At 60.6% G+C, this 18,300-nt stretch carries 19 protein-coding genes; 15 read left to right on the top strand and 4 right to left on the bottom strand.

The features are described 5' to 3' along the window. Positions 1-3: 3 nt before the first annotated feature. The 10 genes from I2E69_RS04430 (at position 4) to I2E69_RS04385 (ending at position 8,503) form a co-directional block, all read left to right on the top strand. Entirely contained in the window at positions 4-186 is a 183-nt protein-coding gene (locus I2E69_RS04430; protein ID WP_195459072.1) for a hypothetical protein, read from the top strand. 1 nt (position 187) lies between these two features. After that, positions 188-1,333 (top strand): ATP-binding protein, encoded by a 1,146-nt coding sequence (locus I2E69_RS04425; protein ID WP_195459069.1) that lies wholly within the window; start codon positions 188-190, stop codon positions 1,331-1,333. Between the two features lie 3 nt (positions 1,334-1,336). Continuing rightward, the gene (gene folK, locus I2E69_RS04420) at positions 1,337-1,828 is read left to right on the top strand and encodes a 2-amino-4-hydroxy-6-hydroxymethyldihydropteridine diphosphokinase (RefSeq protein ID WP_195459066.1); all 492 of its coding nucleotides are present in this window, start codon (positions 1,337-1,339) and stop codon (positions 1,826-1,828) included. Positions 1,829-1,834: 6 nt separating this feature from the next. Continuing rightward, on the top strand, positions 1,835-2,794 hold the full coding sequence (locus I2E69_RS04415; protein ID WP_195459063.1) for a hypothetical protein: 960 nt from the start codon (positions 1,835-1,837) through the stop codon (positions 2,792-2,794). Further along, positions 2,791-4,827: an Ig-like domain-containing protein gene (locus tag I2E69_RS04410; RefSeq protein ID WP_195459060.1), complete on the top strand. Its 2,037-nt coding sequence runs from the start codon at positions 2,791-2,793 to the stop codon at positions 4,825-4,827. The genes I2E69_RS04415 and I2E69_RS04410 overlap by 4 nt, the downstream gene beginning before the upstream one ends. Position 4,828: 1 nt before the next feature. Further along, positions 4,829-5,638 (top strand): outer membrane beta-barrel protein, encoded by an 810-nt coding sequence (locus I2E69_RS04405; RefSeq protein ID WP_195459057.1) that lies wholly within the window; start codon positions 4,829-4,831, stop codon positions 5,636-5,638. 13 nt (positions 5,639-5,651) lie between these two features. Further along, positions 5,652-5,993, top strand: coding sequence for a 30S ribosome-binding factor RbfA (gene rbfA, locus I2E69_RS04400; RefSeq protein ID WP_195459055.1), 342 nt, complete (start codon positions 5,652-5,654; stop codon positions 5,991-5,993). Between the two features lie 161 nt (positions 5,994-6,154). Then, positions 6,155-7,366 (top strand): ABC transporter permease, encoded by a 1,212-nt coding sequence (locus I2E69_RS04395; RefSeq protein WP_195459053.1) that lies wholly within the window; start codon positions 6,155-6,157, stop codon positions 7,364-7,366. Next, positions 7,363-8,193, top strand: coding sequence for a DUF4296 domain-containing protein (locus I2E69_RS04390; RefSeq protein ID WP_195459050.1), 831 nt, complete (start codon positions 7,363-7,365; stop codon positions 8,191-8,193). The genes I2E69_RS04395 and I2E69_RS04390 overlap by 4 nt, the downstream gene beginning before the upstream one ends. Beyond that, entirely contained in the window at positions 8,150-8,503 is a 354-nt protein-coding gene (locus tag I2E69_RS04385) for a cytosine deaminase (protein ID WP_195459047.1), read from the top strand. Before I2E69_RS04390 ends, I2E69_RS04385 begins: the two co-directional genes overlap by 44 nt. 170 nt (positions 8,504-8,673) lie before the next feature. On the opposite strand, the gene xerD is transcribed toward I2E69_RS04385, so the two are convergent. Then, entirely contained in the window at positions 8,674-9,570 is an 897-nt protein-coding gene (xerD, locus tag I2E69_RS04380; protein ID WP_195459045.1) for a site-specific tyrosine recombinase XerD, read from the bottom strand. A 68-nt stretch (positions 9,571-9,638) separates the two neighbouring features. Between xerD and prmA the strand changes: the two genes are divergently transcribed. The 5 genes from prmA (at position 9,639) to I2E69_RS04355 (ending at position 14,223) form a co-directional block, all read left to right on the top strand. Continuing rightward, positions 9,639-10,466: a 50S ribosomal protein L11 methyltransferase gene (prmA, locus tag I2E69_RS04375; RefSeq protein ID WP_195459042.1), complete on the top strand. Its 828-nt coding sequence runs from the start codon at positions 9,639-9,641 to the stop codon at positions 10,464-10,466. A gap of 133 nt (positions 10,467-10,599) precedes the next feature. Next, positions 10,600-11,325 (top strand): DNA repair protein RecO, encoded by a 726-nt coding sequence (recO, locus tag I2E69_RS04370; RefSeq protein WP_195459039.1) that lies wholly within the window; start codon positions 10,600-10,602, stop codon positions 11,323-11,325. Positions 11,326-11,358: 33 nt separating this feature from the next. Beyond that, positions 11,359-11,733 carry a hypothetical protein gene (locus I2E69_RS04365; protein ID WP_229095380.1) on the top strand — a complete coding sequence of 125 codons (375 nt, stop codon included), beginning with the start codon at positions 11,359-11,361 and terminating at the stop codon, positions 11,731-11,733. Between the two features lie 120 nt (positions 11,734-11,853). Beyond that, positions 11,854-12,903 carry a porin gene (locus tag I2E69_RS04360; protein ID WP_195459036.1) on the top strand — a complete coding sequence of 350 codons (1,050 nt, stop codon included), beginning with the start codon at positions 11,854-11,856 and terminating at the stop codon, positions 12,901-12,903. Positions 12,904-12,945: 42 nt separating this feature from the next. After that, positions 12,946-14,223 (top strand): YeiH family protein, encoded by a 1,278-nt coding sequence (locus tag I2E69_RS04355; protein ID WP_195459032.1) that lies wholly within the window; start codon positions 12,946-12,948, stop codon positions 14,221-14,223. A gap of 84 nt (positions 14,224-14,307) precedes the next feature. Here the strand turns inward: I2E69_RS04355 and I2E69_RS04350 are convergent, their stop codons facing one another. The 3 genes from I2E69_RS04350 to I2E69_RS04340 form a co-directional block, all read right to left on the bottom strand. Further along, positions 14,308-16,092: a YgiQ family radical SAM protein gene (locus I2E69_RS04350; protein WP_195459029.1), complete on the bottom strand. Its 1,785-nt coding sequence runs from the start codon at positions 16,090-16,092 to the stop codon at positions 14,308-14,310. Positions 16,093-16,249: 157 nt separating this feature from the next. Beyond that, positions 16,250-17,332, bottom strand: a complete 1,083-nt coding sequence (locus I2E69_RS04345) for an RluA family pseudouridine synthase (RefSeq protein WP_195459026.1) — start codon at positions 17,330-17,332, stop codon at positions 16,250-16,252. Further along, a complete protein-coding gene (locus I2E69_RS04340) occupies positions 17,332-18,291 on the bottom strand; it encodes a PASTA domain-containing protein (RefSeq protein WP_195459023.1) in 960 nt (319 codons plus the stop codon). The genes I2E69_RS04345 and I2E69_RS04340 overlap by 1 nt, the downstream gene beginning before the upstream one ends. Positions 18,292-18,300: the final 9 nt, after the last annotated feature.

Below are 18,300 nucleotides of genomic sequence, written 5' to 3'. Positions count from 1 at the left end.
GAAATGAAGAAATCGACCGGAAAAATCGTGGTGATGGGCGTGAGTTTCGCGCTTTTCCTCGGCGGAGTCGCCGCCCTCCAGATGGAACGGGGTACGGCGCGTACCGTCATCCTCGCACTGGTTTTTGCGGGATTATTGACAATCGCCGGTGTGCAGACAGCCTGCCGGTTGAAAAACAGGAAATAAGATGCGTTTTGCGGACATAACGGGACAGGAGGATTTGAAACGGCACTTGACGCAGTCGGTCGACGCCGGGCGTGTGAGCCATGCCCAGCTCTTCACGGGCACGGCGGGTTCCGGGGCGCTGGCTTTGGCCGTGGCCTACGTCCAGTACCTCTGCTGCCGCCACCGCCGCGACGGTGACTCGTGCGGCGAATGCCCCGACTGCAAGCAGATCGCGGCGCTGGCGCATCCCGACCTGCATTTGGTCTTCCCGGTTAACAAGCAGGGCAAGAAATCGGGCGAAGTGATGCGCAGCGACGAATTCCTGCCGCTGTTCCGGGCTTTGTTCGGCGAGCGCGGCGGGTACTTTTCGCCGCAGGACTGGTACGACCGCCTCGACCTGGGCAAGACGCTCAAAGGCATGATCGCGGCCCGCGAGGCCGACGAGATTATCCGCAAGTTGTCGTTCAAGAGTTTCGAGGCCGATTATAAGACCATGCTGATCTGGCTTCCGGAGGCGATGAACGAGGAGGCGGCGAACAAGATTCTCAAAATCCTCGAGGAGCCGTGGGACCGTACGCTTTTCATCCTGGTCTCGGAGCACCCCGACCGCCTGCTGCCGACGATCATTTCGCGGACGCAGGAGGTGGCCGTGCCCCGCATCGCACCCGACGTGCTGGAACGTGTGGCGCGTGAACGGGGCGTGACCGATCCGTTGCAGGCTCGTAATATGGCGCGCCTGGCGGGGGGCGACCTGCTGGAACTGGGCCACCTGGTTGCGGGTGAGAGCGATGCGCTCCGCAAGGAGCATTTCGATCTTTTCTGCGGTCTGATGCGCCTGAGCTATAACGATAAGCACCTCGAACTGGTCACCTGGGCCGAGGATGCCGCGCAGCTCACCCGCGAACAGCAGCGGGCGTTCCTGCGCGATGCGGCGCGGCTTTTGCGCGAGAGCTTCATGCTCCACGCCGGCATCCGCGAGGTCAGCTACCTCTGGGGCGAGGAGCTGGCTTTCTGTTCGAAATTCGCCCCTTTCGTCGGCTCGCAGAATATCGAGCCGCTGATCGCCGAGATCGAGAGTGCCGCCGCGCAAATTGCGCAGAACGGCAATCCGACGATCGTATTTACCCATTTTGCCCTCTCGGTGAGCAAGATGATAAAACGTTTGTAATTTATGGCACGTGTGGCACTTCTTTTAGGCGGCAACCAGGGCGATGTGAAACGAACCCTGCAAACGGCACAGCAGTTGATCAACTCCCGTGTGGGAGCCGTGCTGCGCTGTTCGCACCGTTACGAGAGCGAGCCGTGGGGATTCCCGGCCGCGGAGCATTTTTCAAACCAGGCGCTGGAGGTCTCCACCGACCTCACGCCGCTCGAAGTGCTCGACGCCTGCCAGCAGATCGAGCGCGAACTGGGCCGCAACCGCGCCGCCGAGCTAATCGAGAAGGCCTCTTCGGGCGCTGCGTACTGCTCGCGGCCGATCGACATCGACATCATTTTCTACGACGACGAAGTGATCGACGACGAACGCCTCTCGGTTCCCCATCCGCTGCTCGCCGAGCGGGAGTTTGCCCTGACGCCGCTCTGCGAGATTATGCGCCAGCGGCAGCATCCCGTGACGGGTGTCACCGTCGGCGAGATGCTGGATGCGCTCCGAAACAAATAGACGGGTATGAACGCAAAACGAATCATATTGCTTCTGGCTGCCGCCGCGGTGACGGCGGGGTGCTTCAAGGACGTGTCGTATAAGACGAACTACATCCTCAAGCCCCTCGCGCAGGAACTGTCGGGCGACCCGAGCCTGCCGTTCGAAGGGCTGAAAGCCTACGCTTTCTCCGCCGATACGGCCTTCTATACCGTGGCCTCCTACGAGGATGCGCTCAACGGCGTCATTTCGCTCAAGGACAATCCTGCCGACCAGATTTCCACTCCGCTCGCCACGGCCGAGCCCTATGTGCAGGAAGGGACGGTAGGCTGGGTGCAGATGCCGCTTTCGAGTCCTGCGCAAATGATCCTCGCCGTCGATCCGACGCATCGGATTTACGCCTATACGCAGCAGGAACTGGGCGAAAACCTCCCCAACCTCTATGTCTCGCTGGTCTTCAAGGCCTGGAAGGAGGGCTTTTCCTACAAGGACGGCAACTGGAGTTTCTACAACGAATTCTATACGCCTCCCACCTACCTCGACTGCCTTATCGACCCCTCGGTCCAGGCCGAGGAGGGCGGCCCCACGGCTGAAATTTCCAGCCTGAAGGCCTATGCCTTCGCCGCCGATACCACGGCGTGGTACATTGCCTCCTACGACGATGCCGTCGCCGGAAAGATCACGTCGAAGAGCGACGATTCGTTCACGCGTACGAATCCCAACTTTACGGCTTACAAGGAGGACAACTCGACGCTCTATAAGATGAAGGTTTCGGCCCAGACCCTGATGGTGGTCGTTGTCGACCGCACCAACCGCCTCTATGCCTATTCGAAGCAGGAGGTCGACCTCGACGGCGAATCGGTGACGCTGCCCGTCGTCTTCCGCCCGTGGCATGCCGCGTGGATCTATGTCGAGGACGGCTGGCGCGTCGTCAATCCGGCGCACGTCCCCGGAACGGACACTCAAACACAATCCCGACGCCGATGAATACTCCGCGAAATATGCTTAACATGCTGCGCCTCGCGGTGGCGCTGCTCTTTGCGTCGGCCTTCCTGAGCCGCTGTGCGAGCATGATGACCCCTACGGGCGGTCCCCGCGACTCGCTGCCTCCCGTCATCCTGAACATGACGCCCGACAACTTTTCGACCAACCGCCCGACGGTCGGCCACGGGAAGATTTACATCGAATTCGACGAGTTCGTCCAACTCAAGGACCAGCAGAAGGAGTTCTTCACTTCGCCGGCGATGAAGAAAAAACCGCTCATCACCCTGCGCGGCCGGGGCATCGTCGTCCAGTTGCGCGATACGCTGGCCCCGAATACAACCTATTCGCTCAATTTCGGCAGCGCCGTGCGCGACAACAACGAGGGCAACCCGCTCTACTCGATGCGCTATGTTTTCTCGACGGGGCCCGAGATCGACTCGATGGTCCTTTCGGGCTATACGGCTGACAGTTACAAGGCCGACTCCGTTTCGAAGTCGTTCATCTGGTTCTTCCCGGCCGATTCGGTCGAGAATGTCGCCGGGTACGACTCCACGATTTTCAAGTACAAACCCGCCGCAATCGCCCGCGCCGAGAACAACGGTATCTTCATTGCCCAGAACCTCAAGCCGATTCCCTACCGCGTCTATGCCGTCCAGGATAAGAACGACAACCAGATGTACGAGCCGGGCAGCGACCAGGTGGGTTTCCTCGAAGGGACCTACAACCCCGCCGAGATGCCCGATTTCGCCGTTTGGTACGACTCGATCCGCCAGTATGTGACGGCCGATCCGCAGCTTTATTTCCGCATGTTCACCGACAAGGCGTTCCGCCGCCAGTTGCTTTCGCAGTCCGAACGGCCTTTGCAGCACAAGGGAATGCTTTACTTCGCTGCCGCGCAGCCCAAAATCGTGAAACTCCGCTTCGACAGCATTCCCGCCGACCGGGTGATCGTCGATCCGCAGACCGTGGGCCGCGACACGATCGCCCTGTGGTTCAACATGCCCTCTTCTTCGCTTCCCGATACGATCAAGGGTGAAATCACCTATTTCAAGCACGATACGGTCAACCAGTTGCAGGAGGTCACCGAACCGCTGAAACTCGCATGGCGGCTGATCGAGACCAAGGAGCAGGAGCGCGAACGCGAGAAGCTCGAACGCGACCGCCGCAAGGCCGAGGCCGCGGGCGAGGAGTGGGTGGAGCCCAAGAAGGAGAATCCTTTCGCCTTCAAGATGCCCACTTCGGGCGAGATCAACCCCGAGAACCACCTCACGGTCGATTTCGACTATCCGCTCGTAAAGCTCGACTCGGCGAAACTGCTGCTGACGCGCGTGCTCGAAGACAATTCGATCGAGGACATCCCGGTGCGCATGGTGCGTGATACGGGGTTGCTGCGCCGCTGGCAGGTCCGCGCCCCGTGGAAACTGGGCGGACAGTATACGCTGACTATCCCCGAGGGGGCCATCACCGATGTCGCGGGCCTTTCCAATGATTCGATCATTGGTAAGTATACGGTCCTCGACCCTGAGAAGTTCGCCACGGTGATCATCCACGTCAAAGGGCGCGACGACGGTACGAAGTATATCGTCCAACTGCTCGACGGCAACAACGCGCTCAAGCAGGAGAAGCGCGACGTGTCGACGGGCGATGTCCGTTTCAACTACGTTCCTGCGGGCGAGATCAAGTTCCGCGTCATCGAGGACCGCAACGGCAACGGCAAGTGGGACGCGGGCAACGTGGTCGAACGCCTCCAGCCCGAGCGGGCCGAGATCTATGCCAACGAACAGGGCGAAGACACCTTCGCCACGAAGACCAACTGGGAAATCGAATTCTCGATGGACATGAACCGCATTTTCGCACCGGTTACGATGCAGTCGCTCTCGCGCCTTCTGGACGAACGCGAGTCGCAGCGCCTGCGCCGCGAGGCGGAGAAACGCGCCAAGGAGGGCCCGAAGAAGGACCAGGAACGCGACCGGCAGCAGAACAGCAACAACAGTAACTTCAACTCGGCCGGCAGCATGTTCAATAATTTCAGGTAAGATGACGATGAAACGACATATCCGAACCGCGCTCTTCGCCCTTGCCGCCCTCGTCGCGTGGCAGGGGGCTTCGGCGCAGCATACGCTCGGCTTTACGGTGGGCTACGGCATGGGCAACGGCCGCTTCCAGCCCAAGCAGGAGATGCGGGCGATCTGGGGGCTTTACAGCGGCGGCGTCTCGTGGCGCTACTACGGCAAGCAGCGCTTCGTGGGCGGCTTCGGCATCGACCTGGAGTTCCAGCAGCAGGGCTTCTCGTTCGCGCCCAACGCGTCGCTGGTCGAGGAGAAGAAAGACTACATCTACTATACGCGGCATATCAATTCCATCGTGCTGCCGATTGTCTGGCAGCCGCACTTCTACATGCTGCGCAACCATGTCCGCATCTACCTCGAAGCCGCCGCTACGTTCTCCTACAACCTCTCGTCGACCTACGAAAACGAGCAGGCCCGGGACAACGGCGCCGCCGACTGGAAGGGCGACTACCCGTTCAAACTCGCGCGCGACAACCGCTGGGGCTACGGACTGGCTGGCGGCGGCGGTATCGCCTTCCTGATCCGCCGTTTCGAACTGAACTTCCGCGTGCGTTACTCCTTCGGCTATTCGGACATCGTCCGCAACCGCAACAAATACTACGACAACAACAGCGACGGATCGGAAAACCCCTTCTGGGTCTCTCCGATGCGTTCGCCGCTCGATAACCTCATGATCTCCGTGGGGTTGAACTACCGCTTCAACAAACAGGGCTTCGAGTCCTGGAAACCAAGACCCAAGAAGGAGAAGAACCGCGAGGTCTTCAAATTCGGGTTGTAAAAACAGCAAGTTTATGGAAACTACCCGCCAGCAGAAAATCACCAAGCAGATCCAGAAGGATATCGCCGACATCTTCCAGAAGGAAGGCGCTCCGATCGTGCGCGGTTCGCTCGTAACGGTCACCGCCGTGCGTATATCTCCCGATTTCAGCTATGCCAAAATCTATGTCAGCATCTTCCCGTTCGAAGAGAGCGGCGAGGTGATGAACCGGCTCGAACACCAGAACTGGTTCATCCGCCGCGCTTTGGGCCAGCGTATCCGCAACCAGTTGAAGAACGTCCCCGAAATCCAGTTCTACCTCGACGATTCGCTCGAATATATCGAGAATATCGACAAGGCGCTGAAGAATGAATAATCCCGGGCGAAAGACTCGCCGCTGCGGCGTTTGCGGCTGTAATGCGCGGCATGCCGCCGTGTTTGCAGGCCTGCTCCGCAACTGCCGCGGTGCGTTTTCCCGTACCGTAATCCCCGCCCTGCCGGGAACTCCCGGGTTCTCGGCTTAACCCTTTGTTCGCCATGCTGCCGCAGCTTTTTGCCCGTCGCTACCTCTTTTCGTCCCAGTCCCGGTCGGTCGTCAACCTGATCTCGGGGCTGAGCGTCGCGGCCATTGCGATGCCTGTTGCGGCCATGATCATCCTGCTGTCGGTTTTCAACGGCTTCGAGTCGCTCGTCAAGTCGATGTACTCGGCTTTCGACGCCGACCTGACGATCGTTCCGCGGCAGGGCCAGACCTTTGCGCAGGGCGACCTCGATACCGTGGCCCTCGCGCGCATCCCGGGTGTCGGCGCGCTGTCGTTCGCCCTGGAGCAGAGCGCCCTGCTGGAACACGGAGGACGCCAGGCCACGGCTACGATCCGGGGCGTCGACGACGCTTACGGCGAGGTCTTTCCCCTCGGCGATGCCGTGTCCGCCGGGGAGTGGCGCGTACGGCTGGGCGATCTGGAACAGTTGGTCGTCGGGCAGTCGATGGCGTGGATGCTGGGCATCCGCTCGCTGGCCGACGCCGATGTCACGCTCTACGCCGTGCGGCGGGGATCGTTTTCGTCGCTGCTGCCGCTCGAAAACTATACGCGCCGTACCGAACCCGTGGGCGGGGTCTATACGCTCGACCTTGAAACCGAACGCACTTACGTACTGGCTTCGCTGCGACTGGCGCAGGAGTTGTTCGGTTATCCGGGCCGCGCCTCGGCGCTCGTCGTGCGCCTTGCTCCCGGAGCCGACGCCGCGGCGGTCCGCAAGGCCGTTGCGGAGACCGCAGGCGACGAATTCCGGGTCCGCACGCGCGACGAACTGCGGGCTTCGTTCTACCGCATCATGACCTACGAGAAGTGGGGTATCTTCTTCATCGCCCTGCTGGTGCTCGTTATCGCCTCGTTCTCGGTGGTGGGGGCGCTGGCCATGCTGATCGTCGAGAAACGCGGCGACATCTCCACGCTCCGCGCCCTAGGGGCCGATACGGGCCTTGTACGCGCCGTGTTCCGCTCCGAAGGTTTTTTGATCTGCGGCCTCGGCGCCGTCGCCGGAATCGTTCTCGGCGTCGGTATGACCCTCTTGCAGCAGTATTTCGGGCTGATCGAGATTCCCGCCGAAACCTTCCTCACGAAGAGCTATCCCGTCGAATTCCGTTTTGCCGACCTCGTGGCTGTCGTCGCCGCTTTTGCCGCCGTCGCCGCCGTCCTGTCGAATATCACCGTTCGCAGCATGATTAAAAATACCTCCCGATTATGAAACGACTCCTCCGTATAACGGCTTCCGCGGCTCTGGTGCTGCTGCTTGCCGCCTGCGCCCGCCACAAGATCATTCCCGACGACAAACTGGCGCAGATTTTCCACGATGCGTTCCTCACCAATGCCTATATCGGCAGTGAGAACGTGCGAACCGACTCGCTGCGCATCTACGAGCCGATCTTTGCCCGTTACGGCTATACGACCGACGACGTGCACTACACCATCGGCAACTTTTCGAAGCGCAAGAGCGCCCGCCTGGGCGACGTGGTCGAGCGGGCCATCGAGATGCTCGAAAAGGAGGGGAAAATCTATAACCAGGAGGTCGCCGTCCTCGATACGATCGACAACGTCGCCCGCCGCACCTTTACGCGCACGGTGCTGGCCGATTCGCTTATCCGCGTCGCGTCGTTGCGCGATACGGCCCGCCTGAGCTTTTCGCTCGATGTCGAGCCGGGCGAGTATAACCTCTCGCTCAAATATCTCGTCGATTCGCTCGACCGCAACCAGCGCGGCCTGAAAGGCTCCGTCTGGCTCGAACTGCGTGACAGCTCGCGCACCAACGTCTACACCACGACCCTGCGCCGTAACCGAGAGGAGACCTTTTCGCGCCGGTTTACGACCGACACGACGCACCGCCGCCTGCGTATCGACTTCCTGACCTTCAACGGCAAACCCGAGCGGCCTTCCGTGACGGTCACCGACCTGAAGGTGGACTACACTCCCCCGACCCGTAAGGCCGTCGAAAAACTCTACGAAAAGCAGCTCGATATCCGGATTTTCGCCGATGACTTCCTCCGTGCAGCAGCCGTCCCGAAGGATAGCCTCTAACCTGTTGTGGACCCCGCAGGGCCTTGTCCGGCATCCGCTTCTGACGCTCGGGCCCGACGGTCGCGTGCTCTGGGCCGAAAGCTGTCCCGAGCCCGACCGCCTCGCCGCTACGGAGTTCTATGCGGGGCTGCTCGTTCCCGGTTTTCCCGCCGACTACCGCGCGGCTTTCGGGGGAATGCGCACTGCCGCCGCCCCGCTTTCCGAACTGCTTCCGCAGGTCGTGATATCGGGCGGGGTGCTGGTCGTCATCTCGGGACTCGACTACGAATCGCTGCGGCTTACCCCGCAGTCGCAGATCCGGAAAATCTGATTATTCCGGGGAATCTCGGTTGATTTTCGGCGGCTTCTCTTGCTCCGCCACCCTGTTCGCGGCCGATGGCCGCATCTGTGAATCCGACCCCTCCCCGGCCTCGCTCAGGGAGGCCGAATGACGTACGCTCCGGACGGACGGCACAATAAGGACTGTGGCTGTGATGCGCGTTAAATCGGCAGGTGCTCTTCGACCGTACGCCGCAGGTGTTCCTGGTCGAGGTGGGTGTATATTTCGGTGGTGAGGATGCTCTCGTGGCCCAGCATTTCCTGCACCTGGCGGATGCTTGCGCCGCCTTCCAGCAGGTGTGTCGCGAACGAGTGGCGGAAGGTATGGGGGCTGATGCTTTTCTCGATTCCGGCCCGCCGGGCGGCCTGTTTGAGGATCGTGAAAACCATCACCCGCGTGAGTTGTCCTCCGCGGTTGTTCAGGAAAACGATCTCTTCGCCCGTCCGGGCGCTCCGCCGCTCTTCGAGGTAGAGCTGGATGCGGTCGCGCGCCGTCGAACTGATCGGCACGAGTCGTTGTTTATCGCCTTTGCCGATCACGCGGATGTAACCCTCCCCGAAAAAAAGGTCCTGCATCCTGAGCGACGTGAGTTCCGAGACCCGCAGCCCGCACGAATAGAGCACTTCGAGCATGGCGCTGTCGCGCAGTCCCTTGACCGTGGAGGTGTTCACGACGGCGATGATGCGGTCGATCTCCCCGGTGGTCAGCACGTCGGGCAGTTGGCGGCCGAATTTGGGCGGCAGGACGAACTCTGCGGGCGACGATTCGATCTTGTCGTTGATCATCAGGAAGTTGAAAAAACTCTTCACGCTGCTCAGCGCCCGGGCCTGCGAGGTCTTCTCGCGGCCGCGGTCGAAGAGCCACGCCATGTAGCGTTCGACCATCTGGGGTTCGACCTTGTGGGGCGCAACGTCCCACTGGCGGAGGATGAAGTGTGCGAATTGCCTGTAATCGCGCATGTACGATTCGACGGTATTTTCCGAAAGCCGTTTCTCCAGTTTGATATACGTACGGTAACGGCGGCCCGTTTCGTCCCATTTTTTCGTATTTTCTGCCATCTTTTGGTCCGCTGAATCCGGGATTATTGTAACTTTGTCCGAGCGAAGGTATAAAAATTTTACATAATATGGATTACACGGTCCTCAATATCGCTGTCGACGACGTGCAGGCTGAAATCCTGACCGCCGAACTCGCCGATTTCCCGTTCGAGAGTTTCGAGCAGGAAGGCGGCGCGCTGAAAGCCTATATCCCCGGCGAACAACTGGCCGGATGCAGGGCCGAAGTCGACGCCCTGTTGGCGCGCCGCGGGGTCGAAGGGCGTTATGCCGCTATCCCGACCCGGAATTGGAATGCCGTGTGGGAGAGCGATTTCCCGTCGGTCGATGTCGAAGGCCGCCTGCGCATCCGCGCTCCGTTCCACGATCCGGCTCCTGCGGGCGAGATGGAGGTAGTCGTGATGCCCCGCATGTCTTTCGGCACGGGCCACCATGCTACCACGTGGCTTATGTCGCGTGCGGTGCTCGACCTCGGAGTCCCGGGCCGCCGCGGACTCGATATGGGCAGCGGCACGGGCGTGCTGGCGATCGTCGCCGCCAGGTGCGGCGCAGCGCATGTCGACGCCGTGGACATCGACGACTGGGCCGACGAGAACTGCCGGGAGAATGTCGCCGCCAACGGCGTCGCAGACCGCGTTACCCCGATGCTGGGCGACGTGGGCCGCATCGCGGGGCGGCATTATGACTTTATCCTGGCTAATATCAACCGCAATATCCTCCTGGCCGATATGCCGGCCTATGCCGCGGCGCTGGCTCCGGGCGGCGACCTGGTGATGAGCGGATTCCTCGAAGCGGACGTTCCGGCAATCACCGGGGCCGCTGCGAAGCTGGGTATGGAGACCGTTGCGACCGAAACCCGCGACGGCTGGGTCGTAGTACATACTAAAAAAAAGGAGTAAATCCGGTCGCATGCGATAAGTCCCCGCCGAGGCGGGGATTTAGGGGTGGGTCAGACTTGCAAACGCGGCGTTTCGCCGCGAGAACGGCGGTCGGGTCCGAAAGGCGTTCGGGAAAAGAGATTGATTTAGTGATTTGAAAACCTACAAGGGGCGCGGCATCGTACTGCATACGCTCAAATACGGCGACACGTCGATGGTTGCCTACCTGTTGACCGATGTCGGGGGACGCCGCAACTACATGGTGCAGGGCGTCCGCAGCCGCAACGGCCGGGGTTCGAAGCTGGCGCTTTTCCAGCCGATGTTTCCCGTCGAATTCGAGGGGCTGGAGTCCTCGCGGCAGCAGATGGACCGCTTCAAGGAGGTGCGTGCGGGATTTGCGCTGCAAAGCCTTCCGTTCGATGTCCGCAAGTCGACGATGGCGCTGTTTATGGCCGAAGTTTTGTACCGCCTCGTCCGGGAGAGCGAGCCCAACGAACCGCTTTTCGACTTCGTGTGGAGTTCTGCCGAAGCGCTGGACGCCATGGACGACGGGGTTTCGAATTTCCACCTCTGGTTCCTGGCCAACCTGAGCCGCCTGCTGGGTTTCCGGCCGGGCAACGACTACCTTCCGGGGGCGTGGTTCGACATCCGCGAGGGCCTCTACTGCGCCGCACGGCCGACGCATCCGGGGGTGATGACCCAGGAGTGCGCCTGCCTGCTGGACCGGATGCTGTGCTGCGACGTGCGCCGCCTGGGCGACGTGGGGCTCAACCGCGACCAGCGGTCGGACTTCCTCAGCGCCATGCTGGCCTACTTCGGCTACCACCTCGATGCCATCAGCGCCGTGCAGTCGGTGCGCATACTAAAAGAAGTTTTTTAACGTTCAATTCAAAAGATAAAAACCGGGAAAATTATGAGAAAGATGTTGCTTGCGGCCGTTGCGCTCGCCGTAGCGCTGACCGCCTCGGCCCAGGAGCCGAAATTTGATTTCAGGCGCGACACCACCCGCACTTCGGGCTTTACGCTTCCCGATTCGCTGGCGCACATGTCGCCGTGGAAACCCGATTACAAAACGATGGCGCCGGTGAAGACCAAGCCTTCGGTGTCGATGACCTCGGTGGTGGTTATCCAGAAGGAGAACCTGCCTTCGCGCGTCACCGTCATCGACAACAATACCCTGCGTCTGGGCCAGCATTTCTCGCTTTCGAACGGCCAGGCCTGGAACTGGAGTCCCTTCCCCGACGCCTACCTCGATGCACGTACGCTTTCGTTCCCCATGCCGCGCTGATGCGCTGTAAGGGTGTTCCGATAAAAGGGCCGGATATGTCCGGCCCTTTTTACGTATTTACGCGTATTGACCCGAAGCGGAGAATTTGCGACTTTTGTACCCGGAAAAGAACCGTCGCTTATGAAACCGATTCTTACATTGCTGCTGTCGCTGTTCCCGCTCGGAATCCTTGCCGGGGAACCCTCCGCACCTACCGTTGCGGAACTTTCGGCCGAAATCGAAACTTTGAAAACCAAAACCTCTGCGTGGGATAAAATCCTGGCCCGCCTGCCCCGGATCTCGGGTTATGTCCAGACCGGTTATGAATGGTCGGAGACCTCTTCGACTTTCTACATCAAACGGGTGCGTCTGAATCTGGCGGGCGACATAGCCCCGAAACTCGACTACCGCGTGCAGATCGAGTTCGCCTCGCCGAAACTCGTCGACGCCTACGTTCGCTACCGGCCTTTCGAACAGTTGAATTTCCAGTTGGGCGAATACAAAGTGCCTTTCTCGATCGAAAATACCGATTATGTGCCGCTTAAATATGAGTTTATCGAATATCCGATGGCGCTGCGCAGGCTGATGGGTTTCGACGACGTGTGCGGACTTTCCGCTACGGGGCGCGATCTGGGGGCCATGGTCTACGGCGGCTTTTTCAACAAGAAAGGGTATAGCGTCCTGAGCTACGACCTCGCGGTTTTCAACGGCGAAGGACTCAACACCAAGGATAAGAACAAGTCCAAGGACATCGTGGCGCGCATGACGCTTCGCCCGGCCCGGGGCCTCCAGGTCACCGGATCCTATTACTGGGGCGAATATGGCTCCGATTACCTCAAACGTATCCGCTACGGTGTCGGAGCCTGCTACGACGAGGGTCCCATGGTCCTGCGCAGCGAGTATGTCAGCGGAACGACGGGGCTTCCCACGGGCGGCGAACTGGACAGCAGGGGCTGGTACGCCATCGGCGGCTGGCGCGTGACGCCGACGCTGATGCCTGCGCTGCGTTACGATACGTTCCTCGAAAATGCTTCGGAGAACGCTTCGCGCCAAACCAACTATACGGCAGGCCTGACGTGGCAGCCCGTGCGTTACCTGCGCTGCCAGCTCAACTATACTTACGAGGATTACGCCTCCCGTGCCGCTGCGAACCGCAATGTCGTGTCGCTGATGCTCTCCGGTATTTTTTAAGCGGTATGCGCATCCCCTCTGAAAATTGCAAACAATTCTGATATGAAAAACTTTTTCGAAAAATTCCGTGTCGAAGACTGGGTGGTAGTCTGGGTTTCGATTCCGCTGCTGCTGCTTGCGGCGCTCATCCCCGCCGACCTGCCCTCCGTCCCCGGGACGCTCGTGGGCAGTGTGGCGTGGTACAACATCGCCTTTCTCTTCGCCATCGTCCTGGTGGTGCTCTACGTCGGCTGCCTCATGCTGCGCCGTCCCCTCAGGGGACTGCTGCCGTCGCTGGTAGTGGTTTTCTCCGTGTCGTTGCTGGCGCAGGTCGTTGCCAAAATCCCGGCGGTCTCCTACTATGGTTTCGAGTCGGTCTTCTTCTCGGTGCTCTTCGGCCTCTTGATCCGCAACGTGTGGCGCGTTCCCGCGTGGATGAAGCCTGCCATCCAGGGCGAATTCTTCATCAAGATCGGCGTGGTGTGCCTCGGGGCGACGATCCTTTTCAGCGACGTGATGAAATCGGGTGTCTTCGGACTCGTCCAGGCCTGCCTCGTGGTGGCCGTCGTGTGGTTCTTCGCCTTCTGGTTCTCGCGCCGCATGAAGGTCGACCAGCGTTCGGCGATGATCCTTTCGAGCGGCGTTTCGATCTGCGGCGTCTCGGCTTCGATCACCGCGGCGCGCGTGGTGGGCGGCGACGACCGGAAACTCTCCTACATCGTCTCGCTGGTGCTGATCGTCGTCGTGCCGATGATTTACCTCATGCCGTGGCTGGCGAACCTGATCCTGCCCCGTTTGTTCGCCCCCGAGGTGGCCGAGGAGGTTGCCGGGGCGTGGATCGGCGGCACGATCGACACCACGTCGGGCGTCGCTGCGTCGAGTATGATCGTCGGCGAGGTCGCCAACCAGCACGCCGTGATCATCAAAGCCGCGCAGAACGTGCTGATCGGCGTGGTGGCCTTCTTCATTGCGCTCTACCTTTCGACGCGCGGCGAGAAGGGCGGACAGGCGCCCTCGCTGGGTATCGTGTGGGAGAAGTTCCCCAAATTCATCCTCGGGTTCGTCGCCGCGTCGCTCGTCTTCAGCCTCTTCCAGTCGAACGGCCTGTTTACGCCCGACGCCAAAGGCAGGTTGCTCGAACCGGGTGTTGCGAAGATGTTCTCTACGGTCTTCTTCTCGCTGGCCTTCGTCTGCATCGGCCTCGATACACGCCTCAAGGATATCATTTCTAAGGAAAACCGCAACGTCCTCTGGTCGTTCCTTGCGGCGCAGACCTTCAATATCGTCATTACGTTCTTCATCGCCTGTCTGCTGTTCGGCGTGCTGAAGCCGGCGCTTTAAGGAAGGTTTTTTGGGGCGATGGCCTGTATTTCCGTTTGGGAAGCGGGCCGCCGCTATCATTGACAAAAAAGGCTGACGCGATCGTCAGCCTTTTTTCGTGGATTTTCGCCGGGGTGCGAATCCGGGTTTGCCGCCGGAGTCTTTTGTCCGTCGTTTGCCGCCCGCCTGTTTCCCGCCGAAGAAATAGCTTTTCTGCCGCCGCTTTTCGTCCTGCGAGCGGGCGACGTAGACTTTTTCGTGCGTGTAGGGATTCTCGCCCGTGTAGAACATCACCGACGAGAGGGTCATCGGCGTAGGGGTCAGGTCCTGCACCTGTTCGAGGTTGAAATGGAGTTTTCCCAAGACCTTGTCCGCCAGCGATTTCATGTCCTGCTCGGTGCACCCCGGGTGCGACGAGATGAAGTAAGGGATTAACTGATAGGGCAGATGTTCCTGATTACAAATGCGATGGAAGTCGGCCGTCAGCCGTTCGAAGAGCGCGAACGGCGGTTTGCGCATCAGACTCAGCACGTTATCCTCGGTATGCTCTGGCGCCACTTTAAGTCGCCCCGAGGTGTGGTGTTTCAGAACCGTTTCCAAATAAGGCGATTGGTCGAACAGGTCGTAACGGATGCCGCTGCCGATGAAGGCTTTCTTGATGCCTTTGACGGCGCGTATTTTTTCGTACAACGCCAGCAGCGGCCGGTGGTCGTTGTCGAGGTTGGGGCACATCTTCGGGTGGAGGCACGACGCACGGCGGCATTTGCGGCACAACTCCCTGTCGCGGCCGCCCATGCGGTACATGTTGGCCGACGGAGCGCCTACGTCCGAAAGGTAGCCTTTGAACCCGGGCGATTTCACCACACGCTCCACTTCGGTGAGGATCGACCGTTCGCTGCGCGAATTGATAAACTTGCCCTGGTGGGCCGAAATGGTGCAGAACGAACAGCCGCCGAAACAGCCGCGGTGGATGTTGACCGAATGTTTGATCATCTCCCACGCCGGGATGTCGCCCTTGCCCGTGTAACGCGGATGCGGGGCGCGCTCGTAGGGGAGGTCGAACGAGTGGTCGAGTTCTTCGGTCGAAAGCGACGTGTTGGCAGGCGTTACGACCACATAGCGGTCGCCGACGGCCTCGACGAGCGTCGCCGTGGGCTCCATCAGGTTGCTCTGGGTTTCGATGACGGTGAAATTCTCCCCGAAGGCGGCCTTGTCGCCGACGCACTTCTCGTAGCTGTTGAGGCGGATCGTTTCGGCGGGGTCGAGCCGCGCGACGTAACTTTCGTCGGAGAGAAAGGCCACCTGCCGGATTTTGCGCAGCAGCTTGGCGTTGTAGCCGTTGCGCATCGCCTTGGCGACCTGCTGCACGACCCGTTCGCCCATGCCGTAGATCAAAAGGTCGGCGCCCGAGTCGGCCAGAACGGAGGGCTTCAGTGCGTTGCTCCAGTAATCGTAGTGGGTCAGGCGGCGGAGCGAGGCTTCGATGCCTCCCACCACCACCGGGACGTGCGGAAAGAGGCGTTTGAGAATCTGCGAGTAGACCGTTACGGCGTAGTCGGGACGGAATCCCGCCTTGCCGCCGGGCGTATAGGCGTCGTCGCTTCGCAGGCGGATGTTGGCCGTGTAGTGGTTGACCATCGAATCCATCGACCCGCCGGAGATGCCGAAAAAGAGGCGCGGTGCGCCCAGCTTGGTGAAGTCGCGCAGGTCGTCCCGCCAGTTGGGCTGGGGAACGATCGCCACGCGGTAACCCTCGGCCTCCAGCAGACGCCCCACGACGGCCGCTCCGAATGCCGGGTGGTCGATGTAGGCGTCGCCCGAGAAGAGGATCACGTCGAGCTGATCCCATCCGCGTGCGCGGACTTCCTTGATGGTGGTCGGTAGGAACATGAATTCGCAATTAAAAATTAAGAATTAAAAATAGGGGCACAGGTCGCGTATGGTCGGATGTATCGGAAGTGAATCCTTGGGGCATCGCTTGGCCTCCGGTTTCGAGCAGCCCTTTGCGAACGGGTAAAATTTTTAATTCTTCATTTTTCATTTTTAATTATTGTTCGGCATCTTTGGATGTCGAACAATAGGTGTCCCATTTGGCCAGCAGGGACTGGAAATCGGCCGGGAGGGGGCTTTCGAACAGCACCTCCTCGTGCGTCGCGGGGTGTTCGAAGCCCAGCAGGCGGGCGTGTAGCGCATGGCGCGGCATCACGGAGAAGCAGTTCTCGATGAACTGGCGGTATTTGGCAAAGGTCGTGCCCTTGAGGATGCGGTCGCCGCCGTAGCGTTCGTCGTTGAACAGCGGATGGCCGATCCACGCCATGTGGACGCGAATCTGGTGGGTGCGTCCCGTTTCGAGGCGGCACTCCACGAGGGTCACGTAACCGTAGCGTTTCAGCACTTTCCAGTGCGTCACGGCGTGTTTGCCGTCGGATCCGTCGGCGAAAACGAACATCTTTTGCCGGTCCTTGGGGCTGCGGCCGATGTTGCCCGTGATCGTGCCTTCGTCCTCGTCGAAATTGCCCCACACGAGGGCCACGTAGCGGCGTTGGATCGTGTGGTCGAAGAACTGCTTGGCCAGCCGGGCATGGGTTTGCTCGTCCTTAGCGATGACCAGCAGTCCCGAGGTGTTCTTGTCGATGCGGTGCACCAATCCTGCGCGGTTCTGCTCCTCGGCGGGGATTCCCTGCTTGTTGAGGTGGAACATCAGCGCATTGACCAGCGTGCCGCTGTAATTGCCGACGCCCGGATGTACGACCAGACCTGCCGGTTTGTCGACCAGCAGCAGCCATTTGTCCTCGTAGGGGATTTCGAGCGGAATGTCTTCGGCGAGGAGTTCGATCTCGCGCCGCGGGTAGGGCATCACGATCTGGATGCGGTCCAGCGGTTTGACCTTGTAGCTCGACTTGGCGGCCTTGCCGTTCACGAGGATGTTTCCGCTGTCGGCTGCGGCCTGGATGCGGTTGCGCGAACAGTGCTCCATCCTTACGGTCAGGAACTTGTCCAGCCGCATGGGGGTCTGGCCCTTGTCGGCCGTCACCGCATAGTGCTCGTAGAGGCCGGCTTCTTCTTCGTCCTCCGCGTCGGCCGGGACTGCATCCAGTTCCGGGTCGTTGATGGGGTGCTTGTCGGTCATCAGTCGAAAAATCCGTCGTTGTCTTTGCGGGCTGGCTGGTCGGCGGCGGGTTCGGCCGAAGCCTCTTCCAGGGCTGTGCGGGCCAGCGAGTCGGCCAGTTCCTGTTCCTCGGCCTGGCGCTCCCGGGCGGCCTGTATGGCCTGCTTCTCAGCCTCGGTCCGGTATTGGGCGAGTTTCTTTTCGTCGAGTGTCAGCCGCAGGTCGACCTTCGAGCCCAGTGCGGCGTTGCGTTCTGCACCCGGGGTCTGGATGTAGACGCGCGAATCCTTCTGGTTGAGGAGGTTGATGCCTTCGTCGAAGTCGATGCGCCCCACGTTGAGACCCAGTTCCCAGAGGCGGCCTTTGGCCTGCGCGAAGGGGAGTCCCACCAGCCGCGGCACGATCGTCGAGCCGTAGCCGTCTTCGACGCCCACGTAAAGCGTCACGCCGGAGCCCATCTCTGCCTCCATGCGCGTGGTTTGGGTGACGGGTTTACCGTCGCAGTACTCCTCCAGTACGTAGTTGGTAGCCATGTCGGCGCGGTAGACCAGTTCGGCGATCTCCAGACCGGCGATTTCGAGCATGTTCTTGGCCTGCCGCAGGGAACGTCCGGCCACATAGGGCACGGGGACCATCTTCTGGCGGAAGGAGTTGATCGTGATGTAGACCGTGCGTCCGGGTTTCACCTCGACGCCCCCTTCGGGCAGTTGGTCGAGGACGATGCCGCCTTCGTAGGCGGGGACGAACAGCGAGTCGTTGATATGCAGGTGCAGGTCGTGCTTGCGGGCGATGCGCTGGGCTTCGTGGAGCGGCACGCCCGCGAAGTCGGGCACGGTGCGCCGTGCGCCGTGGCGCGTACCCAGCTGCATGAGGATATGCGCGGCAACGGCCATCACGAGGATGATCGCTCCGATCAGTACGAGGTTCCACAACAGCGGGCGCTGCCGGAGCCGGGACAGGAAATTTTTGGGTTTCTCCATAAATTGCAG

Source organism: Alistipes sp. D31t1_170403_E11 (assembly GCF_015553985.1).
Taxonomy (GTDB): Bacteria; Bacteroidota; Bacteroidia; order Bacteroidales; family Rikenellaceae; genus Alistipes; species Alistipes montrealensis.
Note: the sequence above shows the minus strand (reverse complement) of the source record. Positions and strands in the feature narration are given on the sequence as shown.